The sequence below is a fragment of the Herbaspirillum frisingense GSF30 genome (assembly GCF_000300975.2).
Classification (GTDB): domain Bacteria; phylum Pseudomonadota; class Gammaproteobacteria; order Burkholderiales; family Burkholderiaceae_D; genus Herbaspirillum; species Herbaspirillum frisingense.
The window spans coordinates 1-15,213 of the sequence record NZ_AEEC02000050.1 but is presented as its reverse complement, the minus strand read 5'-3'; the positions used below and the strand labels follow the sequence as shown (position 1 = coordinate 15,213).

Sequence of the window (15,213 nt, the reverse complement as noted above, 5' to 3'; positions counted from 1 at the left end):
GCCCGGAGCAACAGAAGCAGTTGATATCCTGAATCGACAAACGATTTATATCGTTTCCGAATATGGGGTTGGTGCAATGCGTCTCTGCTTCAAACTGTTATCAGATCAGTAGATCAATACTTCCACATGATCTTCTGCAGTTCCTTGGGATCGTTGGTCCTGGTCAGTGCCAGTTCGGCCAGGATGCGCGCCTTCTGGGCGTTCTGGTCGTCGGTCACTACCCAGTCGAACTTGTCGTCGGGCTGCTCGCCGTTACGGATCACCACGCCACTGCCGGTGCGCGAGGCGCGGATGACCTGCACGCCCTTGCTGCGCACTTCCTGCAGTACAGGTACGATCTGCTCGGCCACGCTGCCGTTGCCGGTGCCGTCGTGGATGATGGCCTTGGCGCCGGCGGCGACGAAGGCGTCATAGGCGGTACGGCTGACATTGCCGTAGTTGTAGACGATGTCCACGCGCGGCAGGCTGCTGATCTTGTCGATGTCGAACTCGGTCTGCGTGGTGTGCGGGCGGGCCGGCAGGCGGTAGAAGCTCAGCTTGTTTTCCACCACGTAGCCCAGCGGGCCGTAGGGCGAGCGGAAGGTCTCGACCTTGAAGGTGTTGCTCTTGGTGACGTCGCGGCCGGAGTGGATTTCATCGTTCATCACCACCAGCGTGCCCTTGCCGGCGGCTTCCTTGCTGCCGGCCACCAGCACGGCGTCATACAGGTTCAGCGCACCGTCTGCACCCAGCGCGGTGCCCGGACGCATGGAGCCGACCACCACCACCGGCTTTTCGCTCTTGAGGACCAGGTTCAGGAAGTAGGCGGTCTCTTCGATGGTATCGGTGCCGTGGGTGATGACGATGCCATCCACGTCGCCCTGCTTCAGCAGTTCGGAGACGCGCTTGCCCAGCTTGATCAGGCGCTCGTCATTGAAGCTCTCGCTGCCGATCTGGAAGATCTGCTCGCCGCGCACATTGGCGATCTTGGAAATCTCCGGGACGGCTGCAATGATCTTGTCCACCGGCACCACGGCCGATTGATAGGCTGCAGTGTTGACGCTGGAGGCGCCCGCGCCGGCAATGGTACCGCCGGTGCCGATGACGACCACGTTGGGCTTCTTGTCCTGGGCCTGTGCCGCGAAGGCGCTGGCCAGCGAGAGGATCAGGACGGCGCCGGTTTTCTTGAAGTGTGTCTGCTGCATTTTTATAGGTCTCCTGGTACGCGTGGGGTAGCGACGGGCGATCACGCTTCTGTTTCGTTTCTGATGCTTGTCTGCAAGCGGATCGCGGGATGAGTTCGTACGGTGAGCATCGAACGTTGGCGATCATACGAAAGCGCTGCCGTGCTGTCTCATGCTTTTAAAACATGAGCGGATGCGCACTATGCATGAACTTGCCGACTGCCAATGCCGCCGGTGCGAGGCGAAAAAAAAGCCGCTTGCGCGGCCGGCTGACAAGGGCGTTGTCGAGTGAGGCCCTAGAAGAATTCCACCGTATCGTTGGTGGTGATGCCGGAACGCAGCACGCCCGAATTGACCAGTTCCTGGTAATAGCAGATGCGGTTGCGGCCACTTTTCTTGGCGTGATACAGGGCCTGGTCGGCATGGCCCAGGATCACCACCGGCGTCTCGCGGGCGATGTTGACGAAGCCCAGGCTGACGGTGACCTTGCCCACCTGCGGGAAATCGTATTCCTGCACGTTCTGGCGGAAGCGATCGAAGATCTTGCGGGCGTCCGAAAGCGTGGTGGCGCGTAGCAGGATCACGAATTCCTCGCCGCCGAAGCGGAAGATGCGGTCGTGCGCGCGGAACGAGGCGCGCAGGATGTTGGCCACCAGGATCAGCACTTCGTCGCCGTAGAGGTGGCCGTAGCGGTCATTGACCTGCTTGAAGTGATCGATGTCCACCACAGCCAGCCAATGGCCCTTGGGCTCGTCGTTGCTGTCGTGGCGACGCTCGTCCTTCTCCATCGAGTGTGCCTCGTGCGGGGCGATGGCGAAGGCGTAGCGGGTGAATTGTTCGTCGAAGGTCTTGCGGTTGAACAGGCCCGTGAGCGCATCGCGCTCGCTGTAGTCCAGCAGGCTCTGGTAATTGCAGTAGATGTGGAAGACGCCGTGGATCACTTCCATCGTCGCCGGTGCCAGCACGTGCTCGCTGCGCAGTTCCAGGCAGGAGTTCATCTTCCCGTGCAGCCACACCGGCAGCCACAGCACATGCGTGCCGTCGGACGTGGTTTCCTGGTATTCGTTCAGATGATTGCGGATGCAGGCCATCATGGCCGGATAGGAGGACAGGGCTTCCTTGGGATCGTCGTTGGTGTGCTCGGCGATGGTATGGACGATGCCGTCGCGGATGACCATCTTCTCTTGCACGTAGTGCTCGTCGCGCATGGTGAAGATTTCCAGCATGCGGATGCTTTGCACGCCGGTGAGCTGGTACAGCGCGGAGATGACCGAGATGGCCAGGCGGGAATGCTCCCGATGGGCCGTGATCTCTACCAGATGCTTGAGCAGCGGTTTTTTCATCTCGTCGTCGATGTCCTGCATGAGCCCATTGTTCTATGTATGGTCGGTACTCGGCTTGCGCTTGGTCCGCGAGGTCGGCAGCGGACGCTTACATGCGATCAATGAGTACGAGGCGAGTGTTGGCAGCAGCCGGTCGCAGCACCTCTCCCCGAGGGATGCGGCCCAGCCAGGATGCAAGAATCACGCCATGAAGCTAGCACGGAAGCAGAAAGATTTTACACGCTGGTATGCGCTCGGATGAAGCAGTTTCTACAATTCATCATCGAAAAATACCGTTTCATTTCCGCATGGAAATTTTATGCTGTATTTGATTTTTACTTACGTACGAATTTGCGTGACTTTTGATTTTTCCTTTTCGACCAGGTCCCCATGCTGCACTGCGGAGCCATACGGGAGGCGGGCTTGCGACGGATGATGCAAAGCTCGGCATTAGTCGGCTCAGCTCTCATCAAGTGACAATCGCAGTCGACATTTTGCGAATCCACGATAAAAAAATCGCCGGTCAAATGGCCGGCGATTTCGTTTATATCATTTGCGCATTGGCAGGCCTGTCCTGCCGTCGTTCTGTGCCTCAGGCATAGATGATCAGCAGCGCCACTGCGATGATGAGACCGAACTTGGTGATCTTGTAGACGGTCTTGTTCCAGTTCTTGAAGCGGCGGCGATATTGCCCGGCCAGCCAGACGAAACGGAACAGCTTGTTCACGCGTCCGGTCTGGTCGCCGGTTTCGTTGGGAGAGGCCGCAGCGGTCATCATGGTGCGACCGAGGAAGCCGTTGATGGCTTCTGCCCAGCGATAGCGCAGCGGACGTTCGACATCGCAGAAGAGGATGATACGGTTCGTCTCGGAGCCGTTCTGTGCCCAGTGGATGAAGGTCTCGTCGAACACCACGCTCTGGCCGTCGCGCCAGCTGTAGCGCTGGCCGTCGACCTCGATGAAGCAGCGGTCGTCGTTGGGCGTGACCAGTCCCAGGTGATAGCGCAGCGAACCGGCAAACGGGTCACGGTGCGGATTGAGCGTGCCGCCCGGGGCCAGTTCGGCAAACATGGCAGCCTTCACGCTGGGAATGCGCTTGAGGATTTCCACCGTCTTGGGGCAGAACTTTTCGGCCGACGGATGGCTGGCGTTGTACCACTTCAGGTAGAAACGCTTCCAGCCGGCCTTGAAGAAGGAGTTGAAGCCGGCATCGTCATTCTTTTCGGCGGCCTTGATCTTGGCCATTTCGCGCAGGGCCACGGCCTCATCTCGGATCACTTCCCAGTTCTGGTCGATGAGGGCCAGGTCCTGGAACTCCTTCACGGCGGGATACGGCACCGCCGGCACGCGCGAAAAGGCGTACATGAAGAGGTTGATCGGCGACATGATCGACGAGTGGTCGAAGAACTGGCGCAGGAAGGGCAGGCGCACGCGTCCACGGAAGTGGATGAACAGGATGGAAAAAATATAGATGAAGACTATTGCCCACTTCATTGCAGGGTCCTTTGATGTTGCCTGCCTTTCCAAGTGAAGGAAAATGCAGTGACGGATGTTCGTCCAGATGGGGTCGATTCGGGAAGGATCAACGGCAAAGGCGACCGAAAGGCGCTAGATGCGTGCTGATGAGCTGAAATCCCCGAGGCTGCACAAACTGCGGCCAAGCCGCAGCGACGCAGAGCAAGCGGGGATTCTACACCAAGGGGAAGTTCATATTTGTAAGCGCCCCGCGCGGCTATATATGAATGTTCCTTCATGCCGGGGTGGCGATGCGCCAGATCAAACGCGCATGAAAAAAGGACCGGAAATTCCGGTCCTTTTGCGGGAAGCTGAAGCTTTGTGATCAGGCGGCCTGGGTTACCACCTGGCGTGCGCGGTTCCAGCGCGGCAGGCCGGTGAAGGCGAAATCGATCTCCGGCACGCGGCCGGCGACGATCTCGGCGATGGCGCGGCCGGAGCCGCAACCCATGGTCCAGCCCAGGGTGCCGTGACCGGTGTTCAGGTACAGGTTGGCGAACCTGGTCTTGCCCACGTAAGGCACGTTGGACGGGGTCAGCGGACGCAGGCCGGTCCAGTAGGTCGGGTTCTCGTAGTCGCAGCCGTCGGGGAACAGTTCACGGGTGCGGCGGGTGATGGCCTCGCAGCGGGTAGTGTTGAGCTCGCGGCCATAGCCGTTGAGTTCGCAGGTACCGGCCACGCGCAGGCGGTCGCCCAGACGCGAAACCACCAGCTTGTAGCCGTCGTCGGTGAGCGAGACGCTGGGCGCGGCATCCGGGTTGATGACCTTGTAGGTGGCCGAATAGCCCTTGCCTGGGTAGAGCAGCAGGTCGATGCCCAGCGGCTTGACCAGTTGCTGCGAGAAGCTGCCCATGGCGACCACGAAGGTATCGGCCGTCAGGACTTCATGGCGGCCATCCGGGTTGATGATCTCCACGCCGGTCACGCGGGCGGCGGCGCCGGCCCCTTCGGTGATCAGGCGGGTGATGGTGGTGGAATAGCGGAACTCGACGCCGGCTTCCTCGCTCTTCTTGGCCAGGCCCGTGGTGAGCTTGAAGACGTCGCCCGATTCATCGGTGGCGGTGAAGTCGCCGCCGACGATCTTATTGCGGATCGAGGCCAGTGCCGGCTCGATGCGGATCACTTCGTCGGCCCCGATGGACTCGCGCGGGCAGCCCAGGTCGCGCATCAGCTTGGCGGCCGGCAGGGAGTCCTGGAATTCCTTTTCTTCAGTGTAGAAGTGAAGGATGCCGCGGGTCAGGTGATCGTACTGGATACCGGTTTCGGCGCGCACCGCCTGCAGGGTCTGGCGGCTGTACTCGCACAGGGCGACGATGTTGCGGATGTTCTCGTCGGTACGGGCGGCGGTGCATTCGCGCAGGAAGGCCACGGCCCACTTCCATTGCAACCATTCGGGGCGGAAGCGATAGAGCAGGGGGGCGTCTTCCTTGCCCAGCCACTTGAGCACCTTCATCGGGGCGGCCGGGTTGGCCCAGGGTTCGGCGTGCGACACCGAAATCTGGCAACCGTTGGCAAAGCTGGTTTCCTGCGCCGCGCCGGGCTGGCGTTCGATGACGGTGACGTCGTAGCCCTGCTTCTTCAGGAACCAGGCGGAAGCGGTTCCGATAATGCCTGCGCCCAATACGATCACTTTCATCCCACTCTCCCGGTTTTGCATGAACTTGCTGGTGTTTTTCGGACTTCACACCGCCATTGGACGATGCGAACAATGCAAGCATTGTAAGAAAAGCGTGATTGCCGATGTAATCAATACTGGGCAGAATTTTTGTGAATCAAAAGCCGAATGCAGATGGTTTATTCAAAATGAAAAGAAAAATCCATTCAGATTTACTTTTTTGAAGACGAGAAGCGCGCCATCTCTTCGGCCACGGCGCGCTCCACCGTTTCAGCCAGGGCGTCGCGCAGGCCTTCCCTGACGCGCTGCATCACGATATCGGAAAGATGGTCCAGCGCCAGCGCCATCTGGTCCTGCAGATGCTGGTGCAGCACGGTATCGACGCGCTCCAGCAGGCTTTGCAGGACGTTTTCGCGAATTTCCTGTTCCCACTGGCGGTACTGCTCGGCCGCCGGCGTGACCGGGGGCGGCGGGGAGGGTGGGGCCATGGGCGACATCATGGGCGTTGCAGCCGCGGGCGCCTGATAGTGGGTGGCCGCAGGTTGGGTGTGAAAGGCACCCGGTTGCATCGGCGCGGCGTAATCCTGCGCGGCCGGGGCAGCCGGTGCCAGCGGGATGATCTCGGTGAGGAGGGGGATGCTGTTGTCGTCGTGGTTCATGTCTGGAGCGTGGGGCTCAGGCCGCCACATGGTGCGACAGCGGATAGCCGCGTTCCTTGTAGAAACGATAGCGGTCGCGGCCGGCGGCCTTGTCGGCGTCGTCGGCGGAAATGATTTCCAGCAAGCGTTCGAATCGGGCGAAATGGGCCGGCGTATCGGTGCCGAGGTTGATCAGTATCTGGTGATGCGGCAATTCGGCGGCGTCGTCGCCGGTGAGGATGATGGGCGTCTGTGCTGCCAGCGGATCGCCGGCCATCACGTGCGGCAGGAAATCCTGCTCGGAAAAGCTCCAGAGCGCCTGGTCCAGCTGTTGCAGTTCGGCGCGGTCGGGACTGCGCAGCACCAGCATGGCGCCGGACGCACGCGCCTTGCGCACCAGTCGGCAGACGTAGGCGATCTTTTGCGGGACGTTGCTGTGGAAATCGATTCGGGTCATCCCGCCAGTATAGTGGCTCGCGCTGCAGCATGCCATCCGCGGCGGCGGCCAGGCCAAAGAAAAACGGCCCGCCATCGGGGCGGGCCGTGCTGGCCGTCTTGCGAAGCCGTTCGTCAGCGACTCAGGCCGCCATGCCACTATGCCGCAGCAAGGCATCGATGCTGGGCTCGCGGCCACGGAAGGCCTTGAAGGACTCGATGGCCGGGCGGGAGCCACCGACGGCCAGGATTTCCTGCTGGAAGCGACGTCCGGTTTCCAGCGAGATCACGTTGCCGCCGGTCACCGCGGCTTCTTCAAAGGCGCTGTAGGCGTCGGCAGACAGCACCTCGGCCCACTTGTAGCTGTAGTAACCGGCTGCATAGCCGCCCGCAAAGATGTGCGAGAACGAATGCTGGAAGCGGTTGAACTCGGGCGGGCGGATCACGGCGATGCGGTCGCGCACGCTGTCAAGCAGTTGCTGCACGCTCTGGCTGCCACCGACTTCATATTCATGGTGGATCAGCATGTCGAACAGCGAGAACTCCACCTGGCGCAGCATCTGCAGGCCGGACTGGAAGTTCTTGGCGGCGATCATCTTGTCGTACAGCGCACGGGGCAGCGGTTCGCCGGTCTCGGCGTGGGATGTCAGCTGCTGCAGCACGTCCCATTCCCAGCAGAAGTTTTCCATGAACTGCGAGGGCAGCTCCACCGCGTCCCATTCCACGCCGGAGATGCCGGAGACACCCACTTCATCGACTTGCGTGAGCATGTGATGCAGGCCATGGCCGAACTCGTGGAACAGGGTGATCACTTCATCATGGGTGAACAGGGCCGGCTTGGCCACGCCATCGACGACCGCCGGTTCGGTGAAGTTGCAGACCAGGTAGGCGATCGGGGTCTGCACGCCTTGCGCGGTGAGGCGGCGGGCGCGGGCGTCATCCATCCAGGCGCCGCCACGCTTGCCGGAGCGGGCATACAGGTCGAGATAGAACTGGCCGACCAGCTGGCCGTCGCGTTCAATGCGGAAGAACTTCACGTCCTTGTGCCAGACCGGGGCCGTATCGGGCTTGATCTGTACGCCGAACAGTTGCTGTGCGACCTGGAACAGGCCGCCCACCACCTTGGGCTCGGGGAAATATTGCTTCACTTCCTGCTCCGAGAAAGCGTAGCGCTGTTCGCGCAGCTTTTCCGAGGCATAGGTGCTGTCCCAGGCCTTCAGCTCTTCCAGGCCCAGTTTTTCGCGGGCGAAGGTCTTCAGTTCTTCGTAATCCTTCTGGCCGAAGGGGCGAGCGCGCTGGCCCAGGTCTTCCAGGAAGGCGATCACTTCCGAGGGCGACTTGGCCATCTTGGCCACCAGCGACACCTCGGCGAAGTTGGCGTAACCCAGCAATTGCGCTTCTTCCTTGCGCAGCTGCAGGATCTGGTCGATGTTGCCGCTGTTGTCCCATTCCGGCTTGGCGCCCAGCTCGGAGGCCTTGGTGGCGTTGGCGCGGTAGATCTTCTCGCGCAGGGCGCGGTTGTCGGCATATTGCAGCACCGGGAAATAGGACGGGAAGTGCAGCGTGAACTTGTAGCCGGGCTTGCCATCCTTCTCGGCAGCGGCGCGGGCGGCCTGCTTGACGTCGGCCGGCAGGCCGGAGAGTTCGGCTTCGTCCTCGACGAAGAGGCCGAAGTCATTGGTGGCGTCCAGCACGTTTTCCGAGAAACGGGTGGTCAGCATGGCCTGCTTTTCCTGGATCTCGGCGAAGCGTTCCTTCTTCTCTTCCGGCAGTTCGGCGCCGGAAAGGCGGAAATCACGGACCGCATTGTCCACCACCTTGCGGCGTGCGGCCGACAGGGAGGCGAAGGCCGGGCTGGTCTGCAGCGCCTTGTACTTCTCGAACAGCGCCAGGTTCTGGCCCAGCGAGGTCCAGAATTCCACCAGGCGCGGCTGGTTCTCGTTGTAGGTGGCGCGCAGGGCCGGCGTATCCATGACCGAATTCAGGTGGCCCACCACGCTCCAGGCGCGGCCCAGTTTTTCGGTGGCGGACTCCAGCGGTTCGACGAAATTGTCCCAGGTGACTTCGGCCATCGGCGCTTCCAGTTCGGTGACCAGGCGGCTGGCATCGGCCAGCAGCTTGTCCAGGGCCGGGGTGACGTGCTCGGCGGCGATGGCGTCGAACTGGGCGTAGCCCGAGAAGTCGAGCAGGGGATTGGCGGCGATGTCGGTGGTGGTCATGGATTCTCGTTTCTCTGAAGCCTCCCGCCGGCGTGGCGCCCTCGGGAGGTGATGCGGTTTTAGGGTCGTTCTGCAGCTTCGATGGTGTTGACCAGCAACATGGTGATGGTCATCGGACCCACGCCACCCGGCACCGGGGTGATCCAGCCGGCAACTTCGCGGGCATTGGCGAAATCGACGTCGCCGCACAGCTTGCCGTTGTCATCGCGGTTCATGCCGACGTCAATGACGACGGCGCCGGGCTTGACCATGTCGGCGGTGACGATGTTGCGCTTGCCGGTGGCGACCACCAGGATGTCGGCCTGGCGGGTGTGGTGGCCGAGGTCACGGGTCTTGGAATTACAGATAGTGACGGTGGCGCCGGCTTGCAAGAGCAACATGGCCTGCGGCTTGCCGACGATGTTGGAGGCGCCCACCACCACGGCATTGGCGCCGCGGACCGGATAGTCGATGGATTCCAGCATCTTCATCACGCCATAAGGGGTGCAGGGGCGGAACAGCGGCTGGCCTGTCATCAGGAGGCCGGCATTGCTGACGTGGAAACCGTCCACGTCCTTTTCCGGGGCGATGGCTTCGATCACCTTGTGCGAATCGATGTGGGCCGGCAGCGGCAGTTGCACCAGGATGCCGTTGATCTTGGGGTCCTGGTTGAGGGCGTCGATGCGGGCCAGGAGTTCGGCTTCCGTCATCGTGGCTTCATATTTTTCCAGCACGGAGTGAAGACCATTGTCCTGGCAGGCCTTGACCTTGTTGCGCACGTAGACCTGGGAAGCCGGGCTGTCGCCCACCAGGATCACGGCCAGGCCGGGTTGCTTGCCTTGGGCGGTGAGGGCGGCGGCGCGCTTGGCGACATCGGCGCGCAGTTGTTGGGAGAGCAGGTTTCCGTCGATCAGTTGGGCAGACATGGCAATGAAGGCAAAAAAAGGCAGGACTAGGAAGAAAGCTCCCGGGCGAGCCGGGGCGACTGGGGCGCGGTGCGCCGGAACCCGTGATTATAAAGCCAGGCCGGGGACGGAGTGACATGTGCGCTGCTGGTCACATGTTGTTTGTTTTGAAATAAAAACAGATGGTTTTGGGCGACAATCGCTTTTGGGGCAGCGTACGACGGGAATGTTCAATTTCGGTTATGCTCCCGCAACCAAACGCAGCAGCCTCACCGCAGCAGCCTCACAGTTCCCCTTTAGTTACAAGGATTTGCGCATGACCGATCTCCTCACCCGCCGCCTGCAACAGCTTTCCCAGCCGCAACATCTTGCGTTGCTGAGTCAGGGCTTGCGCGGTGTGGAGCGGGAGACGCTGCGGGTGGACGAGCAGGGCAATCTGGCCCGCACGCCGCATCCGCCGGCGCTGGGTTCGGCCCTCACCAATGATCTGATCACCACCGACTATTCGGAATCGCTGCTGGAGTTCATCACCCCGGCCATGCCCGACATCGCCGATGCGCTGCAGCGCCTGGATGAAATCCATCGCTTCGCCTATACCAAGCTGGAGGGTGAACTGCTGTGGAATGCCTCCATGCCCTGCGTGCTGCCGCCGGAAGACGAGATTCCCATTGGCTGGTATGGCAGTTCCCACATCGGCATGTTGAAGCATGTCTACCGGCGCGGCCTGGCGCTGCGCTATGGCCGCACCATGCAATGCATCGCCGGTATTCACTACAATTTCTCGGTGAGTGAAGACCTGTGGGAAGTGCTGCGCGACGAGGACGACACCGTCGACCCCACGCTGTCGCGCCGGGATTACCAGTCCGAGCGCTATATCGCCCTGATCCGCAACTTCCGTCGCTACAGCTGGCTGCTGATGTATCTGTTCGGTGCCTCGCCGGCGGTGGCCACCAACTTCCTGCGCGGTCGTGCGCACCAGTTGGAGACGCTGTCCGAGGACACGCTCTTCCTGCCCTACGGCACCAGCTTGCGCATGAGCGACCTGGGTTACCAGAACCACGCCCAGGCCAACATCACGCCGCACTACAACAACCTGCCGGCCTACATCCGTAGCCTCTCGCATGCGGTCAGCGAACCGTATCCGCCCTATGAGGCCATCGGCACCAAGCGCGATGGCGAGTGGGTGCAGATCAATACCAACATCCTGCAGATCGAAAACGAGTTCTACTCTTCGATCCGCCCCAAGCGCGTCATCAACAGCGGCGAACGCCCGGTGCAGGCCTTGTCGGCGCGCGGCGTGCAGTATGTGGAAGTGCGCTGCATGGACATCGATCCCTTCAACCCGCTGGGCATCGGCCTGGAGGCAGCGCGCTTCCTGGACGTGTTCCTGCACTTCCTGGCGCTGGAATCGAGCTGCCTGACCTCGGACGAGGAGGGCGTGGAAAACCGCGCCAACTTCCTCGCCACCGTCAAGGAAGGTCGTCGTCCCGGCCTGCACCTGCAGTTCAAGGGCGAATCCATCCTGCTCAAGGACTGGGGCGAGCAACTGCTGGACCGCATGGCACCGGTGGCCGAACTGCTGGACCGCCAACTGGGCGGCAGCCAGCATCGCGACAGCCTGGCCGTGCAGCGCGGCAAGCTGGCCGATCCCGATGCCACCCCGTCGGCCCAGGTGCTGCGTGAAATCCGCGCCGCCGGCAACTCCTTCCCCGGCTTCACCCTGGCCAACAGCCGGCGCCAGGCCGAGCAGCTGCGCGCCCGGCCGCTGTCGGCCGCCAAGACGACTGACTTCGTGGCCATCGCCCAGGCCTCGCTGGATGCGCAGCGCGACATCGAGCGTACCCAGATCGGCGACTTCGATACCTTTGTCGCCGCCTATCGCGCCAGCACACTGGGCAATATCGCGATCTGAACATCGCTTCATTTATATAGAGCAAGTTCTGTAGCGTAATTCTGTTACGGCCGGCGATCGGGCTGGTCGTGGCGGAATGTGATTGCCGCTGGCAAGCTCAGCAGGTGAATCCATTTGCTTCACGTCAACACGGCCAACCCTGATTTTTCAGGTAGTTCAGGCCACTTTGCCGCATTGCAAACAGGGCAAGAAAACCCCTCTCCCAAGGCGATACAGTAAAAATACGAGGCCCGCAAAGCGCCTGTTCATGCCGCTTTGCAGCATATTTTCGCATTATGAAATCGATTATCGTAATTTGAAAATCGAAAATTCCCTGATAAAATTCGTCGTCCACACGGCTGGAAGACCGTACATTTAAGCCTGTTCCGCCTCCAAAGCCTTGCCCCGCGGGCCGGGAAGGGTTGTAGCACAGGCAACGGAATGGTCTTCCTGCATCACTTGCCGGCGGCAGCGTACCGAATGAACCGACCGACCCGCCAGGTCTATCCGACCGGACGGATCTCTCAACAACCAGGAGACATGACATGTCAGCCCAAATCGATCAAGTTCTGGCGCAGGCCGCCAACGATCCCGATGTGATGGAAACCCAGGAGTGGCTCGACGCCCTCGAAGCAGTGATCGAAAAGGAAGGCCCGGATCGTGCCCACTACCTGATGGAACGCATGGTCGATCTGGCCCGCCGTCGTGGTGCCCATATTCCCTTCTCCAGCAATACCGCCTACGTCAACACCATTCCGGCCGACCAGGGCGAGCACTGCCCGGGCAACCTGGAATACGAAGAGCGCCTGCGCTCGTGGATGCGCTGGAACGCCATGGCCATGGTGGTCAAGGCCAACCGCGTGGACGGCGACCTGGGTGGTCACCTGTCTTCCTTCGCCTCGCTGGCCAACATGCTGGGCATCGGTTTCAATCACTTCTGGCACGCCCCGACTGAAGATCACGGCGGCGACCTGCTCTACATCCAGGGTCACTCCTCGCCCGGCATCTATGCTCGCGCCTTCCTGGAAGGTCGCCTGTCCGAAGACCAGCTGATCCACTTCCGCCGCGAAGCCGATGGTCACGGTCTGTCGTCCTACCCGCACCCCAAGCTGATGCCGGAATTCTGGCAGTTCCCGACCGTCTCCATGGGCCTGGGGCCCTTGATGGCGATCTACCAGGCGCGCTTCCTGAAGTACCTGCACGCCCGTGGCATTGCCAAGACCGACAACCGCAAGGTCTGGGCCTTCTGCGGCGACGGTGAGATGGACGAACCGGAATCGATGGGCGCCATCGGCATGGCCGGTCGTGAAAAACTGAACAACCTGGTCATCGTGGTGAACTGCAACCTGCAGCGCCTGGACGGCCCGGTGCGCGGCAACGGCAAGATCATCCAGGAACTGGAGTCCGACTTCCGTGGCGCCGGCTGGAACGTGGTCAAGGTCATCTGGGGCAGCGGCTGGGACGAGCTGCTGGCCAAGGACAAGGACGGCATCCTGCAGAAGGTGATGATGGAAACCGTCGACGGCGAGTACCAGAACTACAAGGCCAAGGACGGCGCCTTCGTGCGCAAGCACTTCTTCGGCAAGCATCCCAAGCTGCTAGAAATGGTCTCCAAGATGTCGGACGACGATATCTGGCGCCTCACCCGTGGCGGTCACGACCCGCACAAGATCTACGCTGCCTTCAAGGTCGCGCAGGATTCCAAGGACCAGCCCACCGTGATCCTGGCCAAGTCCATCAAGGGCTATGGCTTCGGCAAGGCCGGCGAAGCGCGCAACACCGCGCACAACACCAAGAAGCTGGACGACGAAGCCATCCGCGCCATGCGCGACCGCTTCCAGCTGCCGATCTCGGACGCCGAGCTGCCCAGCATCCCGTTCTTCAAGCCGGCCGACGACACCCCGGAAATGCAGTACCTGCACGAGCGCCGCAAGGCCCTGGGCGGCTACCTGCCGCAACGTCGCCCGCACGCTGACGAAAAGCTGCCGGTGCCGGAACTGTCGGCCTTCCAGGCCATGCTGGAGCCGACCGCCGAAGGTCGTGAAATCTCCACCACCGCGGCCTATTCCCGCGTGCTGACCGCGCTGCTGCGCGACCCCAACCTGGGCCCGCGCGTGGTGCCCATCATGGTCGACGAGTCCCGCACCTTCGGTATGGAAGGCCTGTTCCGCCAGATCGGCATCTTCAGCCAGGTCGGTCAGCTGTACGAACCGGTCGACAAGGACCAGGTGATGTACTACCGCGAAGACAAGGCCGGCCAGATCCTGCAGGAAGGCATCAACGAAGCCGGTGGCATGAGCTCGTGGATCGCTGCGGCGACCTCGTACTCGACCAACAACCGCGTGATGATCCCGTTCTACACCTACTACTCCATGTTCGGTCTGCAGCGTATCGGCGACCTGGCATGGGCAGCCGGTGACATGCGCGCCCGTGGCTTCCTGATCGGCGGCACCGCCGGTCGTACCACCTTGAACGGTGAAGGTCTGCAGCACGAAGACGGCCACAGCCACGTGTTCGCTTCGGCCATCCCGAACTGCATCCCCTACGACCCGACCTTCGCCCACGAAGTCGCCGTGATCATCCATGACGGCCTGCGCCGCATGGTGGCCAACCAGGAGGACGTGTTCTATTACATCACCGTGATGAACGAGAACTACGCCCACCCGGGTATCAAGGCAGGCCAGGAAGAAGGCATCCTGAAGGGCCTGTACCTGTTGAACGAAGGCGGCAAGGAAAACAAGCTGCGCGTGCAACTGCTGGGCTCCGGCACCATCCTGCGCGAAGTCATCGCCGCCGCCGAACTGCTGCGCGACGACTGGAAGGTCGACGCCGACGTCTGGTCCGCACCGTCCTTCACCCTCCTGGCCCGCGAAGGCCAGGACGTGGAACGCTGGAACATGCTGCACCCGGCCGACACCGCCAAGAAGAGCTACTTCGAGCAATCGCTGGAAGGTACCGAAGGTCCGATCGTGGTCTCCACCGACTACATGCGCACCTACGCCGAGCAGGTTCGCGCCTTCGTGCCCAAGGGCCGCTCCTACAAGGTGCTGGGCACCGATGGCTACGGCCGCTCGGATACCCGCGCCAAGCTGCGCGAGTTCTTCGAGGTGAACCGCCACTTCGTCACCGTGGCTGCCCTGAAGTCGCTGGCCGATGAAGGCAAGATCAAGCCCGAAGTGGTGGCCCAGGCCATCGCCAAGTACGGCATCGATCCCAACAAGCCCAACCCGGTGACCGTGTAAGGACCGCCCGACCGACCATCCCCGCCTCAGTCTGCTGATCGCGGGGATGTGTCGTGTCCGGCACTGCCACAAAAACGGGAAGGGCCGCAGCCAGATCGCTTAAGATGCAATGGCTTTGCGGCAGCACCTTCCCTACTGCGAATATCCCTCCCGGCCCTGGGCCAGGGAACAGAACAACGGAGCGCATCAGATGAGTCAAGTCGAAGTAAAAGTCCCGGACATCGGCGATTTCAAGGAAGTCGAAGTCATTGAGGTGATGGTCAAGGTCGGCGATACCATCAAGGTCGATCA

General features: G+C 61.6%; 11 protein-coding genes. 3 read left to right on the top strand and 8 right to left on the bottom strand.

The features are described 5' to 3' along the window. Positions 1-113 precede the first annotated feature (113 nt). The 8 genes from HFRIS_RS22470 to folD all read right to left on the bottom strand — a co-directional run bounded on the left by HFRIS_RS22470 (position 114) and on the right by folD (position 9,810). A complete protein-coding gene (locus HFRIS_RS22470) occupies positions 114-1,184 on the bottom strand; it encodes an asparaginase (RefSeq protein ID WP_006465314.1) in 1,071 nt (356 codons plus the stop codon). A gap of 275 nt (positions 1,185-1,459) precedes the next feature. Then, a complete protein-coding gene (locus tag HFRIS_RS22465; RefSeq protein WP_006465313.1) occupies positions 1,460-2,527 on the bottom strand; it encodes a GGDEF domain-containing protein in 1,068 nt (355 codons plus the stop codon). 550 nt (positions 2,528-3,077) lie between these two features. Then, the gene (lpxO, locus tag HFRIS_RS22460) at positions 3,078-3,977 is read right to left on the bottom strand and encodes a lipid A hydroxylase LpxO (protein ID WP_006465312.1); all 900 of its coding nucleotides are present in this window, start codon (positions 3,975-3,977) and stop codon (positions 3,078-3,080) included. 346 nt (positions 3,978-4,323) lie between these two features. Beyond that, positions 4,324-5,634, bottom strand: coding sequence for a D-amino acid dehydrogenase (locus HFRIS_RS22455; RefSeq protein ID WP_006465311.1), 1,311 nt, complete (start codon positions 5,632-5,634; stop codon positions 4,324-4,326). Positions 5,635-5,825: 191 nt separating this feature from the next. Next, positions 5,826-6,272 (bottom strand): hypothetical protein, encoded by a 447-nt coding sequence (locus HFRIS_RS22450; RefSeq protein WP_006465310.1) that lies wholly within the window; start codon positions 6,270-6,272, stop codon positions 5,826-5,828. Between the two features lie 16 nt (positions 6,273-6,288). Further along, the gene (locus HFRIS_RS22445) at positions 6,289-6,708 is read right to left on the bottom strand and encodes a DNA polymerase III subunit chi (RefSeq protein ID WP_006465309.1); all 420 of its coding nucleotides are present in this window, start codon (positions 6,706-6,708) and stop codon (positions 6,289-6,291) included. A 121-nt stretch (positions 6,709-6,829) separates the two neighbouring features. Further along, positions 6,830-8,905, bottom strand: coding sequence for a M3 family metallopeptidase (locus tag HFRIS_RS22440; protein ID WP_006465308.1), 2,076 nt, complete (start codon positions 8,903-8,905; stop codon positions 6,830-6,832). Positions 8,906-8,964: 59 nt separating this feature from the next. Continuing rightward, a complete protein-coding gene (gene folD / locus HFRIS_RS22435) occupies positions 8,965-9,810 on the bottom strand; it encodes a bifunctional methylenetetrahydrofolate dehydrogenase/methenyltetrahydrofolate cyclohydrolase FolD (RefSeq protein ID WP_006465307.1) in 846 nt (281 codons plus the stop codon). Positions 9,811-10,105: 295 nt separating this feature from the next. Between folD and gshA the strand changes: the two genes are divergently transcribed. From gshA to HFRIS_RS26030, 3 genes are all read left to right on the top strand, one after another. Further along, entirely contained in the window at positions 10,106-11,701 is a 1,596-nt protein-coding gene (gshA, locus tag HFRIS_RS22430) for a glutamate--cysteine ligase (RefSeq protein ID WP_006465306.1), read from the top strand. A gap of 524 nt (positions 11,702-12,225) precedes the next feature. Beyond that, positions 12,226-14,922 (top strand): pyruvate dehydrogenase (acetyl-transferring), homodimeric type, encoded by a 2,697-nt coding sequence (gene aceE, locus HFRIS_RS22425; RefSeq protein ID WP_006465305.1) that lies wholly within the window; start codon positions 12,226-12,228, stop codon positions 14,920-14,922. Between the two features lie 190 nt (positions 14,923-15,112). Further along, positions 15,113-15,213, top strand: a 101-nt coding sequence (locus tag HFRIS_RS26030; RefSeq protein ID WP_006465304.1) for a biotin/lipoyl-containing protein, incomplete at its 3' end; no start/stop codon positions are given.

What these genes read in the sequence shown, in the direction of transcription:
- HFRIS_RS22455 (WP_006465311.1), bottom strand. Translation starts at nt 5,634, where the DNA reads ATGAAAGTGATCGTATTGGGCGCAGGCATTATCGGAACCGCTTCCGCC.
- lpxO (WP_006465312.1), bottom strand. Translation starts at nt 3,977, where the DNA reads ATGAAGTGGGCAATAGTCTTCATCTATATTTTTTCCATCCTGTTCATC.
- HFRIS_RS22440 (WP_006465308.1), bottom strand. Translation starts at nt 8,905, where the DNA reads ATGACCACCACCGACATCGCCGCCAATCCCCTGCTCGACTTCTCGGGC.
- HFRIS_RS22450 (WP_006465310.1), bottom strand. Translation starts at nt 6,272, where the DNA reads ATGAACCACGACGACAACAGCATCCCCCTCCTCACCGAGATCATCCCG.
- folD (WP_006465307.1), bottom strand. Translation starts at nt 9,810, where the DNA reads ATGTCTGCCCAACTGATCGACGGAAACCTGCTCTCCCAACAACTGCGC.
- aceE (WP_006465305.1), top strand. Translation starts at nt 12,226, where the DNA reads ATGTCAGCCCAAATCGATCAAGTTCTGGCGCAGGCCGCCAACGATCCC.
- HFRIS_RS22470 (WP_006465314.1), bottom strand. Translation starts at nt 1,184, where the DNA reads ATGCAGCAGACACACTTCAAGAAAACCGGCGCCGTCCTGATCCTCTCG.
- gshA (WP_006465306.1), top strand. Translation starts at nt 10,106, where the DNA reads ATGACCGATCTCCTCACCCGCCGCCTGCAACAGCTTTCCCAGCCGCAA.
- HFRIS_RS22465 (WP_006465313.1), bottom strand. Translation starts at nt 2,527, where the DNA reads ATGCAGGACATCGACGACGAGATGAAAAAACCGCTGCTCAAGCATCTG.
- HFRIS_RS22445 (WP_006465309.1), bottom strand. Translation starts at nt 6,708, where the DNA reads ATGACCCGAATCGATTTCCACAGCAACGTCCCGCAAAAGATCGCCTAC.